This is a genomic window from Halomonas garicola (assembly GCF_031935715.1).
Taxonomy (GTDB): domain Bacteria; phylum Pseudomonadota; class Gammaproteobacteria; order Pseudomonadales; family Halomonadaceae; genus Vreelandella; species Vreelandella garicola.
The window spans coordinates 1-17,105 of record NZ_JASSZF010000034.1 but is presented as its reverse complement, the minus strand read 5'-3'; the positions used below and the strand labels follow the sequence as shown (position 1 = coordinate 17,105).

Sequence of the window (17,105 nt, the reverse complement as noted above, 5' to 3'; positions counted from 1 at the left end):
AAATCAAACAATTTCACCGATATTCTCTGCCGTTGCAATCCCCAACTCGGCAGCCCACGCTTGCCAGCCCACCACCTCGCTCCAGCCGCTCAGAAACACGAAGTCCAGCCCGGCGGCGCTGGCCGCCTGATAATCGTACTTGCTGTCCCCCAGGAACAACGCCGGCTGCTGGATATTGGCAGAGGCCAGCTCTCGGGCCAGGATCTCGTCCTTGGTATCCGGGCTGCCGAAGATACCGCCATCGAACCACGCGGCGATGCCGCGTTGGGCGAATACGTCGCGCAGCTCGGCCTGGTCGCCACCGGAAACGATCAGCCAGCGAGCATTGGGAGTCTGTTTGCGCAGTGCTTCAAGCCCCGGGGCCACCTCGCAGCCCAAGAGCCCCTCACGCACATGGCCGGCATAGGCCTGCAGCAGCGCCTCCAGGTCGGGGCCCCGCTCGGCGGGATTCCGCTGCTCGGCGTAATTTGGTGAGGTGGTAGGTGCGATCTGTTCCAGGAAATGAGCAAACTTCCTGTAGCGCGACACCCCGCCGTTGGCGACATGGTGATCGACCATGGCCTGGGCGGCGGCTTCCCCGTAAGGCAAGGTGGCCCGGTAGAAGGCCTCGGTCTTGACCTTGTTGGAGTCCAAAACCACACCGTCGCAGTCGAAGATATAAGTGGCATATTTCATCAACTAATGACCATAGAACGAGCAATCACGCTTGCAAGACTGAAATCTTCTTCCCAATCTATGTCCAACTTTTTCAAACCTTCGCACTCATAAAGAAAAGGATTTACACCAATCCTGTCCTCCAACTCCAAATAGTTTTTTATGCTAGATATATAAAAAGAATGATTTATCTCATAAAGCGGATCCAAGTCTTGTGTGTTTGGCCAAGGGTTGATAGATCTATCAGTGTTGATAACTTTTTTTAGCTTATCACTCCACAAAAACTGCTGTACCTTATTGACAGACATCAGAGAATCATAACTTCCATTGATGACATTGTCGAAATACAATTCGATAGCTTGCTTATAGTCGGCGACAACCATAAAAGGAGAGGTCACATGCATCCAAAAAACATGATCTCCCTCTACCACGTTTGGAACATAGCTTATAAGATCCAAAACTTTCGTAGAGGAAGAGCAAAGCTTATCAGGCCTTTCATCAAGCTTGATGTTTTCTGAAAGGAAAGGTTGTGCTTGAGCTATAACCTGGGTGTCGTTTGTTGACACGACGACCTCATCGACAGCGCCAAGGTCAACAAGCTCTTTTATCTCTTTTATCTTGCACTCAAAAAGACTCTCCCCTGACTCCAAAAAAGGGCGCGTGTTTTTGTTTTTTACCCTTTGGCTTCCTGCCCGCATTGGAAGAAAAACAGAAACTCTCATTTCACACCTCGCCATAAACAGAAATCTTATTTACTGGATATCGAGTAGGCAAAATTGAGAAAAGCTCCAGACTATCTGCAGATTCTAAATATCCACCAAAAAGTTTTTCCAACTCATAATTCCTAGGGTCTCCGGCATCAAACCCATCAAACCCAGCCATCAGCACTCGGCTCGCTTGCCCACTTGTTGCCACCGCCAGGGCATAGGCCACTACCAGCGAGGTAGGCGCCGTACAGTGCGTCTCGGCAAACTCGAAACCATCCGCCTGCACGTTGAGGCCGAAGTCCAGCACCTGCTTTTCACCCAGAGAGTCACGCACATCCGCCGGCAGCATGGAATAGGGGGTGATCAGCGGCTGAGGTAGGCGCGTGTGGGCCTCGCAGTCCGCCAGCAGGCGCACGGGGTGGCAAGCCACGCGCAGGTCGATCAGCTCGGCATCGATGGCGCTCTGAGTGTTGAGAGCCAATACCAGCGGCTGATGGTCGCGAATATAGCGCTCCAGGGCATCCCGGTGGCGGGCCACGCCCGGCCCGGTTCCCAGCAGCAGCACCTCACGCCCGGCAAAGCGCTCCTTGGGTGACCACTGGCCGGTAGACTCGCCCCGGTAGAAGTGGCGTGCCGCATCCAGGGTGTTGAGGCTGAACTTCTTGCCGCCCTCCACCCGCAGGTGCTCGATCACCGCCAGCACGTCTTCCTCGCTGTAGCGGGAGTCGCTGAGCATTTCCTGGATATAGGTGGGGTGAATGCCGTACTTGCCGGCCAGGTAGTAGTAGGGGTTGGTGCCCCAGCCGTAGTGAGCCTGCATGGGCGTGAAGTGCTCGCGCAAGAGCACCATCAGCGGCACCATGTTGACCGGCTTGCCGCGGCGCTCGGCGATCTCGATGGCCAGCTCCTCGGTGCGGGCATTGCCCGGTCCGCGGCCCATGCCGGTGACGGTGGAGTCCACCCAGGTCACGCCCTCCTCCAGCGCCCGCAGGGTGTTGGAGAGTGCCAGGCCGAGGTTGTCGTGGGTGTGAATGCCCATGGCACCGGACCACTCGCTGCGGAACCACTGGATGATTTGCGCCGCCTGTTCCGGGTTCATGCTGCCCATGCTGTCGGCGAAATAGAGCGCATCCATCGGATAGGCCTTGGCCTGACGGGCGAGTGCCTTCACCTCCGCTTCGGTGCGATCCGCCACCTGCATCAGGTTGAAGCCGACCTGATAGCCACGCTCCTTCAGCCAGATGACCGCCGACAGCGCCTTCTCGAACTCATGCACGTGGCAGGCGATGCGTACCAGGTCCACAGGCGAGTCTGCTGCCGCATTGGGGAACAGCCGCTCAAGAGCCTCCTGCTGGGGCACTTCGCCCACCAGCTCGTTGCCGTTAACCATCACGCCAATCGTCAGCCCGGCCGGTATCATCAGGCTGCGGATAAACTCATCGGTGGTGAAGGCACAGGGCCCCTGGAAGCCCTGGTTCTTCAGTGTGCGGAAACCCAGTTCCACCACATCCACCCCGGCGGCCTGCATGGCGTCGAGATATTGGTGGATCAGCGCAGAAGAGAAATCCCAAGCGTTGTAGTAGCCGCCATCGCGGAGAGTACAGTCGAGAAAATTGGAAGATTTTAAATCCATAACTAACCACCGACCCCTAATAAAAATAAATTATTGAATTTTTAAAATTGATTTATATTCTTCTAATTTTTTCTTTATTACCGGACCATTCGGTCTAAGAACATAAGCCTTCTCCATCACCTTCATGGCAGTTTGAATATCACCTTCCGCCTCAAAGGCTAACGCCACTTCACGTAGAACAGCAGGTGAATTAGGTTTTTTCCCCAACCTAGCACTTAGATTAAAGAAATGCTGACTTGCAGACTCATGTTTCCTTTCAAAATTATTAAAACCATTTTTACCAACACTTTCAACAGGTGGAACATCCAGCTTGGGTATTGCCACATTTTTTATCTCACTCAGAACATCTGAAGCAAGATTAAATATATGCTGCCATGGGACATGGTAACTAATATTTTGCGCTGCAGAAGAGCTATCGCTATCAAAAAAATCTACAACATAATTTTTGCTAACCTTTTTTACGGATGAAGGGTATTCGTCAGGAAATGAAAACAGCTTGGTATTGCTATGCAGGACACCAGGCTTCCTTGCAAACCTTAACGGCACCATACAACCAGTGCCAGCATTGGCAATAAACAGATCAACAGAATCACAATAGAGAATTTTCTCTCTGTAATCCAAACCAATGAGAGAATTTATGGTTATTCCTTCAATGTCTAAAAGCCTCTTTCTTATCTCTTGAAATACTGCCTCATCCTCTTTATTTTTAATTCTTTTTCCCTGAATTGCAGTCATGCCATCCACGTAAAGAGAAACAGTATCAAAGTAAGGCTTAAGCAATTTCACAATACATATACAGCCTTCCACTTGATCTAACCAGCTTCTTTTCTGACCTGTCACACCAAACCAGAGGCAAACTGAGCTTCCCGATTCCCCTTTAGCAAACCCCTGACCTTTAAGCCTTATGGACTCTTTATAAACAAGTCTTTCCATAAGCCTATCTTTTTCTCTGGAAAGCAGAACCCCACTACCACTAATATGCAGGCTATTTATTGCATTAGGGTATAAAAAGACATGATCGCCTGGCTCAACTTTAGAAAGCTCTTCGGGAATAAAGAAAGAACCTCTATCGAGAACAGGCTTATCATGATCAAGAGCCGTTAAAACTTTCAATTGATCATAAAAATGATGGTATGGCCGGGGGTGAGAAAGAAGGAATCCAAACCCTCCTTTTTTCAAACTTATTTCAGAAGCATTAATGCTAGACAAATTTTTAATATGCGGAAATATTGGCTTTTCATTACTAAAAACACTTCTATATATATTTTTAAAAGTTATCGCCAAGTTGATCATTAAAGCACTTTGCGCCAACAGCCAAACATTCTTATTATTTTCATCTGCCATGAAAACAAAGTTCACCACACCATACTTTACATTATATAAAGCAGTTGTTTTTACACCAGTCTCTGGATGCGCCAACTCAAACTGATTGCTTCTGACCTTTTCTTGCCATAGATTAAAAAGACCTTTAAAATCACCTTTTTTTTGCATGCAAAAAATTTTAGCAGTATCGCTATATTCACCCTCTCCTTCATGGGTAATTATATTAAAACCATCTGCCCCGTTACCAAGGCATCTTAAAAAATCAGTGAGATTACTCATGAACACCTGAAAGAATTAATAAAAGAAGATTGGCTATAGATGTAAATGACGATTTTATGGTTCTTCGTCACTTCACGTGGATTTGGCCTGAAGCGCATGCAGCAGACTTACTTTCTACAGAATTTTCATGAACTAACCGAAGCTCAGGCAGGCCAACTTGGTGCTGGCGAAACGATGCAAGCTCAGAGTTAACGGGTCACTAGGACTTGGATCTACTCTACCAGCTTAAATAGGCATACTTTCAGTGAAATTAAGATGGTGAGAAACCCTCTTCGATGCGATAATAGATTTATCTTGAGGTTTTCTGCCACTCGGACGTTACCTTATCAGGAGCTATTTATTTCTTTTTGACAATACCATTCGCTAAGTACTGCCCAGATTCCGCCACGCGTGCAGACACGACATCACCAGGCTTTAATGGAAGGTTCTTACTAAAACCAACGTGTCCATTCTTTGGAGCACCGATCAAATGCAGGTCCTTTCTGTATTCCTTGGCTGGAAGGGAGCTTACAACTTCGCCGTTAACTAATACCTCAACAGCCACATGCTCAAGCCCCTGATGACTATCATTGAAGAACGCAAAGCCTTTGACTTTCCCTTCTTTAGATATCGTGACCTGGCCGTTGACTACAAAATGACCACCCCTAAAGGCCTTGAGCCTTTCCTTGAAGTAGGCTACTGCGGAATCATACAGGGTGATGTCTTGACGCTGTGTCTCTGTAGCAATTTTCCTTTCATCATCAGTAAGAGAGTATGCCGCACCTTTTTTACTGGTATTTTTATTTTCTTCTACACGATCAAGACTTACACCCTGCCAACCCTCAAACATCTCCAGACTCTCACTGTAAAACTCAGTAAGCCCTAAAAATCCAAAAGCCGGCCAGACTGCCCCCTTAAGGTGTCGAGACTGAACATTACAGAATTTTTTTACATTACAATAGTCTTCAAAACTCCCCTCAAACCTATCAAACGATCGCCTCTTCCTGTGACAATACTCCGAATAGACCCTTTGAATGGGGTCGCGAAAGAATGTACAGTATTCTGTAACACCATATATTGACTGGTAGCGAACGGCTGGATAATGCCCAGAAATAACACGAATCCCTTTAGAATCAGCCAACCTCTTTAGCGCCCACATATCATGTTGTTTATGAACATACTCCGCAATGGGCTCAGAGGTCTTCGAAAAGGTTAAGCTATAGTCATACCAAATCTTTTCGCTTCCATACTGGGAAGATAGCGCTTTCCCAAAGCTTGTTCCGGCAGTTTTCGGGATATGGACAAAAACAATCAAGCAATCACCTCTGGCATTGGGGATTAGTCATAAATGGCGCAACAAAGCTTCAATATCAACTCTATAATTATCCATACTTCCCGAGCCCGGAAAAACTGAAAACTCTACACCCGCAGCTCTCGCCACAGAGAGATGGCGAAGGTTAATGCGATCAGAACGCCCCCACATCATCACTTGGGTACCAGGCTGGCAAAATGCAATATTATGAAGCGCTGACCCATCTTCTCCAACAACAATCGAAGCCGTGGAGAAAATACGCGCCTGTTCAGCCAAGGAGTACTCCTGCGGATCGACAGATATGAAACCTATCTTCTCTAGTTTCTCTCCAAGCTCCCTTTGATTACTGGCGTATGGTGGCTTTCTTCTTACTATAAGAACCTTATCAAAGCAATTATCACCATATCTCTCCTTCATTCTTTTATATCTGGTAGCCGGCTGAGAGAAAAGATACTGTCTCAACTGGGAAAAAGCCTCAAACAATGCAGACTCTGAGTAGACTTCACCCTCTTTGGCTACCAAGGGAACAATAGCCTCTCCAAGGACGATACCTCTGTATTTATCATGCTCACTGATATCATTACGCAAGTTGAGAGCATCGATAAAAGGCCAAGCCCAGGGCGGTATTTTCCTCGTTATTATTGGAACTTTTTCCTCGGATCTATCAAGATACTTTTTTGCCAGCACCAACCTTGGCAGAAAATCAAGAAGCCAATGCCCATACACCCTGAACCCAGGAGCCGTCAAGACTATGCCACGCTCCAGGTAACATAGGTCAGATACCTTGGCGTGGGAGATCGAAGGGTCCGATAGATCACTTTCCAGCAAGGGAGCATGCCAGTTCACGGATGATCCCAAAATATATTGCCTTTCAGGAAGGCTATACATCGTAAACCGAGGACCAGTCAGCAATAACTGCTGCGCAATCAACAGCCGCTTAGGCCAGGCTTTGATATGAGCGCTACGGCCAAGTACCTTGTAATAGGCAGGAGCCCCAGGGCCGCTGCAACTAAGTTTTTCCTTATCGGCCCAAAGGTTATCGACTTCTTGGTAAAAAAGACTATCGGCCTTACCCCCTGCCTCTTTTTTAGCGTGGGATGAAATCTTAAGTGTGTTCATACTTTTTTCGCCGAAGCATTACTCATATGCTCTTCCAGCTTGATTCCTGGCGGCAAAACCTTCACGGGACGATATTCTTGACCTTGAAGAAAGCCAATATCGCCACCAAGGAACTCAGACAGCCTTGCATTATCACTCATGAAATAATCGTTCAACGCCTGTTGCTCTGGAACAGAGAAAATAACGAACTTATCATGAATATTGGGCACTTTCTCGGATAGCGCTAGGACTTCATCACGTATCCGTGAAAAACTCGCCGCATCGTTAGCCTTCCTTCCTCTCGCCTGCAGCACCGCCAGGCACCTTGTCGGGAGCGAGGGATTAACGATCCTTGGACCTGGTTCTGTCTCGGCAACATCTCGAACAGGAAGCCCGAACTTATCAAAGAAATCCTTCACCACGTTCTGGCTGTAAGGAATCACCATGATGTTTTCCCTGCCCACCACATCACTCCACTGCCTGATGTTCTGGTAGAAGTTCAGCCAGTGAATATTGCGCATGGCCAGGGTAAACAGCGAGGCGCCGTAGCGAACGTTGGGATCCTTCACCAGCTGGTTGAAGAGTGACAGCAGCAGCTCGGATTGGGCCCGAATGGTAAAGATCACTACCACTCGGCTGAAATGTTCACTCACGAAAGCGCTGAAGCGCGGGTTGTTGAAGTAGAAGGGAGACAACTCAGATGAAAGCAGCACGTTCTCGGCCGGGCTCGACACCATTTCCAGCCGGAGCTTCTCTAGGGCCTGCTCCGGGGTCATGTCGCTTTGATAGGCCCCGCTGCCCTTGAACGATAGCGCAAAGGGGTGGTGGGAGTGATCAGGCCACTGGAGGCTCTGAGGGTAGAGGATCCCCTTCTGCAACAAGTCGTCCTGCTGGAGCTGCAGCTGCAACTGGATGGCAGAGGTCCCCGTCTTGGACCAGCCAACGTGGAGATAAAGGGTGTCTTTTTTCATCATTCACCAATAAACGGATTACGGCCAACCTGGCTCACCAGCTTGCCCCACTTGAGAATCTGACCTTCATCCAGCGCATCGGGCCCTTGCAACACCTTGGGAAAGCCCAGGGCCTGCCACTTGTCCATGGGATGAAGGATATGGAAGGTCGTCAGCCCGAGATCACCGGGCAGCTGGGCATCGGCCACCACGTTGTCGCCGATGTGCAGGTAGCGGGTGATCCCCTCCTCCGCCAGGTCCTGCTTGACCATATGCCACATGGTGCCATTGTCCTTGCGTTTCTGTTCTGCGCTGGAGACGAGCAGCCGGTAGGGCACCGTGATGCCGGCCTTCTTGAGCATCAGGCCGACCTGCCCACGGGTATAGTAGGTATCGGAGATGATCCAGAGCTTGTGCCCCAGGCTGCCCAGGTTGTTGAACAGCTCCACCATTTCGTTCTTGGGCAGAATCATCTTGAGGTCGAGTTCGAACTCCTGTTGCATCCAGCGTTTGCCTTCCTCAGCAGTGACGTCAAGCTGCTTGGCCAGCTCGGCATAGATGTCGATTATCGACACATCACCCTTGAACTGGGCCCTCTTCCTCAAGGTGAACTCGGCTTCATTGCGCAGCTTGACGAAGGCTTCCGCCGACTCGACCTTCCCCGCCTCGGCAAGCTCCTGACCCAACTTCAGCTTGGCGTAGTCGGCCTCGGTATATTCACGGCGAACCAGGGTATCAAACACATCGAAGCTGATGCACTCATGGGCGCGGATGGCAGGCAGCTGCGCATCAATGCTGCTTCCCTGGTAGCTTGAGAATATATAGGTCTGGTCGCTGGTAAACTGCCCGGTGGGCGGATAGTAGTAAAACTCCCGGTAACCACGTGCTTCTGCCAGCTTGCCGATAATACGCTCCAGCGCATGTAACATGGAGCCATCATTGGGTAGCGGCTCTTCAGGGAAGTCCTCGTAGCGCCAGGAGGAAGCAAGCAGATCCTTGAGTGCGGCAGGGCGTGCCCAGAACATCCCCCCAGCCGGGTAGCTGAGAAAGCCCTTGCAGGGCTCGATGCCGTACCTATCTGACCACTCCTTCATGAAGCCCGTGTTCATGGTCGCATGATTCACCCAGGAGGGCATCATCCAGAAGGTCGTGGGGTAATAGACCCCAAGCTCATTATGCTCGGCAAACAGGTTCAGCACCCCACTGGCAACCGCTGGGTCACGGAGCAGATACTCCGTCAGATAGTCGGCCCACTGGGTCTGCTCACGCCCTGAGTAGAGCGACTTCTTGGAGTGGAGATGGCAGAAGAGGTCATACTGCTGAAGTTTCTCGGCATACTCCACCAGCCAGGGTGCAAAGTTTCGACCGCGATTGGGCACGACCCGAATCTCGACGTGCCTGACCCTGGGGTGCGCCTCGAAGACCTTCCGGGCAGTCGCAATATGCTCTTCCTTCGCAAGGGTCAGCAGTACATCCAGTTCGATGGGAAACTCGTTAAGTGCCTGAGCGAAGCGATGGATATAGTCTTCGTAGAAGATATGTAGGCAGGCAGCGATCTTGAGCTCTTGGGCAGCACCGGTAACCTGTCGCTGAGGCTCCAGGATCTGGCGCGGCGCCCAGCGTGGCTGATGCGGTGCGAACCCCCTGCCCTCTTCCCTGCCATGCATCAGGTAGTGCAGCAACGGGCTGAGTTGCCCATGGTACACATCCATATAGGTACGGTGATAGGTTTCACCATCGAAGGCCGGTGACGGATTGATGGGTGAAAAGGCAGACTTGCGAACATAGTCTCTGAAGGCATCGAGGTCGCTGTCGAACTCTCTGCCATATTGCACTGCATACCACTGCGGATCGAAAAGCCCTGAACGGATTGCCTCCTGGGAGAGGGCTTCATAGTCAATTCGTGGGCTCCCCGTCGCTCTCTTCAGACTTCTTTGCAGTGACTTAAGGCTATTGATCATGAAGGCACCTGTTTAGATTCCGAAGATTTGCAGCGGATTGACCATGCCGTTGCCGGTAATATCATCGTCGGCAGTAAACAGATGCCAGACCGCCTGAGGAATGGCGCCTGGGCGCGTCGCAAAGACCTCATAAAGCGCCTCGACCTCCTCGACGCTGTAGGTCACCTTATTGCGCAATGCTTCGGTCACGGCCTCTCTGGCGCCTTCCAGCACCGCCTCCAGGTTCTGATAGTAGCGCTGGCTGGAGGCCTCTCTGCCGTAGAAGAAGAGATAGTCGCCATCCTGGCTCTGCCGAATATCCACCACCTGGCCATGGGGCGCCGTCATCATGCATTCCAGCAGCAACGAACGCTCCAGCAGGGTATAGTCTTCCTTCCAGGCCACCCCTTCACGGAAAACCCCCTTCATGGTGGCCACCTGGTCGCCGAGAGACTGCTTGCCCGGCTTGGTGGCAACGAAATAGAGGCCCGCCGTATCGCGCTGGACAAAATGTGTGCAGAGCTTCTGGATGGAGCCGGCGTAGCCGACATCCAGCATTAACGGCATCACGCCATCTTCAGTCAGTCCCTGACTCTTGAAGTAGCCATAGGCAGCCTGACGAGTCGACGCGACCTGCTTCTGCAAACGTTCGGCATGCGGCCTCAGCCACTCCTGTACCTCATCCGCCTGTTCGGGAAGCGAGAGCTCGAAGCCAAGCACCTCGGCAGGCACTGACGCGAAGGCTTCATGCATCTGCAGGCCAAAGCGCTTCATCAGCAGCTCGAGAAGGGTGCCCTCGAACTCCATCTTCAGGGCAATATCCCAGGTCGCTGCCTCGCCCAGCATGGCCCGGAACAGCAGGGTACGCGACACCTTCAAATAAATGGGCGCCCTGTCCAGGTGAATCAGCCCCTCATCATAGAGGTGTGTGAGTAACTGGTGCAGCAGCCACCCTTCCCTGGCGAGGCATACCGGCAACTTGTCGTCCGCCTCCTGCTCAACCGCTCGTGCATACATCGTCAAGGCGGGTCCCAGGAAGGTGGCGCCAAACTCCCTCAGTGCCGTATAAGTCTCTTTCATGTTATCCCTTTCATAGAAAGAAGCTCGCTATTAGGCAAACTTCACCGCATCCACAAACGAGTCGCCCTGCCCATCCTTCTCGGAGACCCGTGGCGCCTTGTGGTCCACCAGTGGCCAAGCGATGGCAAGCGTCGGGTCATCCCAGCGGATGCAGTATTCGTCGCCGGGGTTGTAGTAGTCGGTGCACTTGTACTGGAACTCGGCCTCGTCACTGGTGACGTAGAAGGCGTGGGCGAAGCCGGGCGGTACCCACAGCAGCTGCTTGTTCTCGGCGCTCAGGGTGGCGCCGACCCACTGGCCGAAGGTGGGACTAGACTGGCGCAAGTCCACCGCCACATCGAATACCTCGCCACGGGTCACCCGCACCAGCTTGCCCTGGGGTTTCTCCAGCTGGTAATGCAGGCCGCGCAGGATGCCGTGGGCCGACAGGCTGTGGTTATCCTGAACGAAGGTGTAGTCGCCGCAGTGCTGCTCGAACTCGGACTGGCGGAAGATTTCCATGAAGAAGCCGCGTTCGTCGCCGAAGACTTTCGGGGTGAGCAGGACGACGTCGGGGATGGCGAGTTTTTCGTAAATCATAAGGACCTTAGCTGTAAGCTTTAAGCCGTAAGCTGTAAGTAAAAACCAACCGCTCGGCTCAGGTAAATGTGGGTAGTCTACGATTGATCGGGGACACCTGCGGCTATCGCGCAGCGGCACTGCGTTCCTACAGGGCGGTTTCGAGCAGGGCTTGGGCGTCGGCGATCAAGGCATCGAGGTGTTCCTCGCCCTGGAAGCTTTCGGCGTAGAGCTTGTAGAGCGCTTCGGTGCCGCTGGGGCGGGCGGCGAACCAACCGTTGGCGGTGGTGACCTTGAGCCCGCCGATGGAGGCGCCGTTGCCGGGGGCCTGGGTCATGATCTGCTCGATGGGGTCGCCGGCCAGGCTGCTGGCGGTTACGCTTTGGGCACTCAGCCCCTTGAACCCCGCCTTCTTCTCGGCGCCGCAGGGGGTATCGATGCGGCGGTAGTGCGGGGTGCCGAAGAGCTCGGTCAATCGAGCATAGTGCTGACTGGGTGACAGACCGGTGACGGCCATGATCTCGGCGGCCAGCAGGCACAGGGCGATGCCGTCCTTGTCGGTGGACCAGGGCGCGCCTTGCCGGGTCAGCAGGCTGGCCCCGGCGCTCTCCTCGCCGCCGAAGGCCAGCCAGCCCTGGTGCAGGCCTTCGACGAACCACTTGAAGCCCACCGGCACCTCGTGCAGCTCACGGTCATACGCTGCCACCACGCGGTCGATCATCGACGACGACACCAGCGTCTTGCCGATCTTGAGCTCCCGCGACCACTCGGGTCGATGCCCCAGCAGGTAGGCGATGGCCACGGCCAGGTAGTGGTTGGGGTTCATCAGCCCGCCGGCATCGACGATGCCGTGGCGGTCGGCGTCGGGGTCATTGCCGAAGGCCAGGTCGAAGCGATCCTCGATGGCCAGCAGGTTGGCCATGGCCGCGGGGCTGGAGCAGTCCATGCGGATCCTGCCGTCGTGATCCGGCGGCATAAAGGCGAAAGCGGGGTCGATCTCGGGATTCACGATCTCGAGATCGAGGCCATAGCGCTCGGCCACCCGCCGCCAGATCGGCAGCGCCGTGCCGCCCATGGGGTCCGCCCCCAGGTGCAGCCCGCTGGCCTGGATGGCGGCCATGTCCACCACCTCGCCCAGGCTCTCCACATAATGGCCAATCAGGTCCTGCTCGCGGGCCGCCTGGCGCGCCTGGACCAGCGGCAGGCGGGCGATGCCCTCCCCCTGCTCATCGTCCTGTGCCTCCAGGTAGCGATTGGCCCGCGCCTCCAGCCAGCCGGTGATCTCGGCCTCGGCCGGACCACCATGAGGCGGGTTGTACTTGATGCCACCATCTTCCGGCGGATTGTGGGACGGGGTGATGATCAGGCCATCGGCGCGCGGCGCCTCACTCTGCGCGTTATGGCGCAGGATGGCATGACTGATCACCGGCGTGGCCAGCACCTCATCGCCGGTGGCGATGACGACGTCGACGCCGTTGCCGGCCAGCACCTCCAGGGTGGTCTCCCAGGCGGGCCGGGAGAGCACATGGGTATCACGGCCCAGGAACAGCGGGCCGGTGATACCGGCCTCGCGGCGGTGATCCACCACCGCCTGGACGATGGCGGCGATATGCGCCTCGTTGAAGCTGCCGGCCAGCGAGCTGCCGCGATGGCCGGAGGTGCCGAAGCTCACCCGCTGAGCGGGGTCGTTGGGGTCTGGATGATCCGAATAGGCTTGAAGAAGAGGGTTGGGCATAGTTACCAGGATAAATTTCGCCCGATAAATCGGGCTCCTACGAGGTTGTGTGCCAGGCAGGCATTGTAGGAGCCGAATTTATTCGGCGATTGGAATGGGAACCTATCAAGGGTTATCGGCTGATAAATCGCGCGCTACGATTTCGCTATACGCAGCAGATACTCGCCATAGCCGGTCTTCTTCAACGCGATGCCGCAGGCCACCAGCTGCTCGGTGGTGATCCAGCCGTTATGCCAGGCGATCTCCTCCAGACAGGCGACCTTCAGGCCCTGGCGATGCTCGATGGTCTGAACGTACTGGGCGGCCTCGAGCAGGCTGTCGTGGGTACCGGTATCCAGCCAGGCGAAGCCGCGGCCCAGGCGCTCCACACGCAGATCGCCACGTTGCAGGTAGGCGTTGTTGATGCTGGTGATCTCCAGCTCGCCGCGTGCGCTGGGCTTGACCGCCTTGGCAATCTCGACCACATCGTTGTCGTAGAAGTAGAGGCCGGTGACCGCATAGGGTGACTTCGGCTCCTCCGGCTTCTCCTCGATGGAGATGGCTGTGCCCTGTTCGTCAAATTCCACCACGCCGAAGCGCTCGGGATCCTTGACCAGGTAGCCGAACACCGTGGCGCCGGAGGGCTGCGCGGCGGCGCGCTGGAGCTGGTCGCTGAAGTGCTGACCGTGGAAGATGTTATCGCCAAGCACCAAGCACACCGGATCGTCGCCGATAAACTCCTCGCCGATGATAAAGGCCTGGGCCAGGCCATCGGGGCTCGGTTGCACGGCATACTCGAAACGCACGCCGAAGTCCTCGCCGCTGCCCAGCAGGTTCTCGTACTGAGGCAGGTCTTCCGGAGTGGAGATGATCAGGATCTCGCGGATGCCGGCCAGCATCAGCACCGAGATGGGATAGTAGATCATCGGCTTGTCGTAGATCGGCAGTAACTGCTTGGAAACGCCGCGGGTAATGGGGTGCAGGCGAGTGCCGGAACCGCCGGCGAGGATGATGCCTTTACGTGCCATAAGAGTTTCTTCCTTGAGTGGTGCGTCGTAGGAGCCCGATTTATCGGTGGTCCGACATTTCGGCGATGGTAGCCTCATCGCGCGATAAATCGCGCTCCTACGGGGTGTGGTGGCAGCATTGCCAATGTAGGAGCCGGATTTATCCGGCGAGGGCAGTCTCTTCGCGCGATAAATCGCGCTTCTACCTGTCGAGGTGTTCGGCCAACGTCAGTCCCAGCTGCTCTTGCCAGCTGGGCAGGGTGATGCCTAGTACACGCTCCAGCTCCTGGCAGCAGAGCCGCGAGTTGAGCGGCCGGGTGGCCGGGGTCGGGTATTCCGCAGTAGGGATTGCGGCTACACCTTCGGGCGTAATGGCCAGCTCCTCGCCCAGCACTGCGGCCTGGCGGAAGATCTCCTGGGCGAAGCCATGCCAGCTGGTCTCGCCGGCGGGGGCCAGGTGGTAGATACCGGCTGGTGGCCTTGTAGGAGCCCGACTCTGTCGGGCGATGCCATCGGAGAGCGCCATTGCCGTGACCTGGGCGATCAGGCGGGCCGGGGTGGGGGCACCGACCTGGTCGCTGACCACCTTGAGCGCATCCCGCTCGCGGCCCAGGCGCAGCATGGTCTTCATGAAGTTGTTGCCACGAGCGCTATATACCCAGCTGGTGCGGAAGATCAGATGGTGACATCCACTGGCCTGCACCGCCTCGTCGCCCTCCAGCTTGGTCTGGCCGTAGACACTGAGCGGGCCGGTGGCGTCCTGCTCCCGCCACGGGGCCTCCCCACTGCCGGGGTAGACGTAATCACTGGAGTAGTGCACCAGCCACTGGCCGCGGGCGGCGCTGTACGCGGCCAGCTGTGCCGGCAGATCGGCATTCAGCCGCCGCGCCAGCGCGGGCTCCTCCTCGGCCTTGTCCACCGCGGTATAGGCCGCGGCATTGACGATCAGTGTGGGCTGGTGGGCTTCCAACCACTGTTCGACGGCTGATGCATCGGCCAGATCCAGCTTGGCCCGATCAGGCGCCAGCACCTCGCCGAGCAGACAGAGCTGACGCTTCAGCTCGAAGCCGACCTGCCCATTACCTCCCGTTACCAGAATCTTCATGCACCAACCCCCAGTCGCTCACCTTGATAGCTGCCGTCCAGCACGCGCTGCCACCAGCTCTCGTTGGTCAGATACCACTCCACGGTCTTGCGCAGACCGGTTTCGAAAGTTTCTGCAGGCACCCAGCCCAGCTCGCGTTCGATCTTGCCGGCGTCGATGGCGTAGCGCAGATCGTGGCCGGGGCGGTCTTGGACAAAGGTGATCAGGTCGCGGTAGTGCTCAAGCACTGAGCCATCCGCTGATCGCCCGATGAATCGGGCTCCTACAACATCATCGGAGTGGGTTGCCGTCGCCTTGTAGGAGCCGGATTTATCCGGCGATTCAGTATTGGCGGTGTCATCATGGGCAGGGAGAGGGCGTAGCTCCTGCAGAATCTCGCAGAGCGTCTCCACCACCTCGAGATTGGTCTTCTCGTTATGGCCACCGATGTTGTAGGTCTCGCCTACCTCGCCCTCGCTGGCGACCTTGATCAGCGCGCGGGCGTGATCGTCGACATAGAGCCAGTCGCGGATCTGCTGACCATCGCCATACACCGGCAGCGGCTTGCCGGCCAGGGCGTTGAGAATCATCAGCGGAATCAGCTTCTCGGGGAAGTGATAGGGCCCGTAGTTGTTGGAGCAGTTGGTGATCAGGGTGGGCAGGCCGAAGGTACGCTGCCAAGCGCGCACCAGGTGATCGGAGCCGGCCTTGCTGGCGGAGTAAGGCGAGCTGGGGGCGTAGGGGGTGTCCTCTGTAAACAGAGAGCTTGAAGCTTGAAGCTGGAAGCTGGAAGAAGCCCCCTCCTCCGCCAAATCTCCATACACCTCATCGGTGGAGATATGGTGGAAGCGGAAGCCGGCGGCCTTCTCGGGTTCACTCTCTTGCAGCGCCTTCCAGTAGCCCCGGGCGGCCTCCAGCAGCACCGAGGTGCCCACCACATTGGTCTGAATAAACTCGGCGGGGCCATCGATTGAGCGGTCCACATGGCTCTCCGCGGCCAGGTGCATCACCACATCGGGCTGATGCTCGGCGAAGGCGCGCTGCATGGCCGGCGCATCGCAGATATCGGCCTGAATAAAGCTATAGCGCGGGCTATCGGCTACCTCGGCCAGCGACTCCAAGTTGCCGGCATAGGTGAGCTTGTCGACGTTGACGACGCGGTGGTCGGTGTTCTTGATAAGCTCGCGCACCACCGCGGAGCCGATGAAGCCGGCGCCGCCGGTGATCAGAAAGGTCTTGGGCATGATCTGCTTCGTGATTGGTGAGTGGTGAGGGGTGAGGGGTGAGTCGTGTGCAGGCACGCTACCGCCGACCAAAGCCTCGATGAGCTTCGGCATAAGTGCCTTTGGGTGGCATGGTAACCCAGTCGACCCGGGCCCCGAACCCCACTGCGGCCTTGAGCATAATGTTCGGGCGCGTCAAGAGGAGATCGCCGACAGTGAAGGTAATCCGTTATAGCCGATGGAGAGGATCGCCCGGCCAGTCATGCACAAGCCCAGGCGGCTGCCTGGGCTTGTGTTGAGCTCCGCCGCTGGCGAAGCCATTCTCATAGTATCGAAACGATACTTGCTGCCGGCCGTCAGGCCTTCGGCTGTGCCGGGCGCAGGATCACGCGCTTGTTGCGCAGGATCTGGCCGTCCTTCTCACGCTCCACCTCGCGGATGTTAGGGCCTGTTGACGTTTCACATTGGTAGCCATAAAAAGCCGCATGCCAAGGCCACCATGCTTTCGTAATTTCGTTTGAGCTTATCGTAGCGCGTCGCAATGGCGCGATACGGTTTCAATCG

General features: G+C 55.4%; 14 protein-coding genes and 1 pseudogene. All 15 read right to left on the bottom strand.

Features of this window, described 5'->3' with window-relative positions; all coding sequences use genetic code 11:
* Positions 1–3: 3 nt before the first annotated feature.
* Complete coding sequence (locus RS027_RS11480) at positions 4–675, bottom strand: HAD family hydrolase (protein ID WP_311957044.1); 672 nt, start codon at positions 673–675, stop codon at positions 4–6.
* Positions 675–1,376, bottom strand: a complete 702-nt coding sequence (locus RS027_RS11475) for an acylneuraminate cytidylyltransferase family protein (protein ID WP_311957042.1) — start codon at positions 1,374–1,376, stop codon at positions 675–677. Before RS027_RS11475 ends, RS027_RS11480 begins: the two co-directional genes overlap by 1 nt.
* Before the next feature lies 1 nt (position 1,377).
* Positions 1,378–2,994, bottom strand: a complete 1,617-nt coding sequence (locus tag RS027_RS11470; protein ID WP_311957040.1) for an aldolase catalytic domain-containing protein — start codon at positions 2,992–2,994, stop codon at positions 1,378–1,380.
* Positions 2,995–3,024: 30 nt separating this feature from the next.
* The gene (locus tag RS027_RS11465) at positions 3,025–4,596 is read right to left on the bottom strand and encodes a hypothetical protein (RefSeq protein ID WP_311957037.1); all 1,572 of its coding nucleotides are present in this window, start codon (positions 4,594–4,596) and stop codon (positions 3,025–3,027) included.
* Between the two features lie 337 nt (positions 4,597–4,933).
* Positions 4,934–5,890 carry a sulfotransferase family protein gene (locus RS027_RS11460; protein ID WP_311957035.1) on the bottom strand — a complete coding sequence of 319 codons (957 nt, stop codon included), beginning with the start codon at positions 5,888–5,890 and terminating at the stop codon, positions 4,934–4,936.
* Positions 5,891–5,917: 27 nt separating this feature from the next.
* A complete protein-coding gene (locus tag RS027_RS11455; protein ID WP_311957023.1) occupies positions 5,918–7,006 on the bottom strand; it encodes a glycosyltransferase family 61 protein in 1,089 nt (362 codons plus the stop codon).
* Positions 7,003–7,959 carry a hypothetical protein gene (locus RS027_RS11450; RefSeq protein ID WP_311957022.1) on the bottom strand — a complete coding sequence of 319 codons (957 nt, stop codon included), beginning with the start codon at positions 7,957–7,959 and terminating at the stop codon, positions 7,003–7,005. The genes RS027_RS11455 and RS027_RS11450 overlap by 4 nt, the downstream gene beginning before the upstream one ends.
* Positions 7,956–9,896: a rhamnan synthesis F family protein gene (locus RS027_RS11445; RefSeq protein WP_311957020.1), complete on the bottom strand. Its 1,941-nt coding sequence runs from the start codon at positions 9,894–9,896 to the stop codon at positions 7,956–7,958. The genes RS027_RS11450 and RS027_RS11445 overlap by 4 nt, the downstream gene beginning before the upstream one ends.
* Positions 9,897–9,908: 12 nt before the next feature.
* Positions 9,909–10,955 carry a hypothetical protein gene (locus tag RS027_RS11440; RefSeq protein ID WP_311957017.1) on the bottom strand — a complete coding sequence of 349 codons (1,047 nt, stop codon included), beginning with the start codon at positions 10,953–10,955 and terminating at the stop codon, positions 9,909–9,911.
* A 30-nt stretch (positions 10,956–10,985) separates the two neighbouring features.
* Positions 10,986–11,534, bottom strand: a complete 549-nt coding sequence (gene rfbC, locus RS027_RS11435) for a dTDP-4-dehydrorhamnose 3,5-epimerase (RefSeq protein WP_311957015.1) — start codon at positions 11,532–11,534, stop codon at positions 10,986–10,988.
* Positions 11,535–11,661: 127 nt separating this feature from the next.
* A complete protein-coding gene (gene pgm, locus RS027_RS11430) occupies positions 11,662–13,248 on the bottom strand; it encodes a phosphoglucomutase (alpha-D-glucose-1,6-bisphosphate-dependent) (RefSeq protein WP_311957013.1) in 1,587 nt (528 codons plus the stop codon).
* Between the two features lie 134 nt (positions 13,249–13,382).
* A complete protein-coding gene (gene rfbA, locus RS027_RS11425) occupies positions 13,383–14,255 on the bottom strand; it encodes a glucose-1-phosphate thymidylyltransferase RfbA (RefSeq protein WP_311957011.1) in 873 nt (290 codons plus the stop codon).
* Positions 14,256–14,436: 181 nt separating this feature from the next.
* Positions 14,437–15,339: a dTDP-4-dehydrorhamnose reductase gene (rfbD, locus tag RS027_RS11420; protein ID WP_311957001.1), complete on the bottom strand. Its 903-nt coding sequence runs from the start codon at positions 15,337–15,339 to the stop codon at positions 14,437–14,439.
* Complete coding sequence (gene rfbB / locus RS027_RS11415; protein WP_311956999.1) at positions 15,336–16,562, bottom strand: dTDP-glucose 4,6-dehydratase; 1,227 nt, start codon at positions 16,560–16,562, stop codon at positions 15,336–15,338. The genes rfbD and rfbB overlap by 4 nt, the downstream gene beginning before the upstream one ends.
* A gap of 438 nt (positions 16,563–17,000) precedes the next feature.
* Positions 17,001–17,105: pseudogene (locus RS027_RS11410) on the bottom strand (IS5/IS1182 family transposase); the annotation flags it as partial.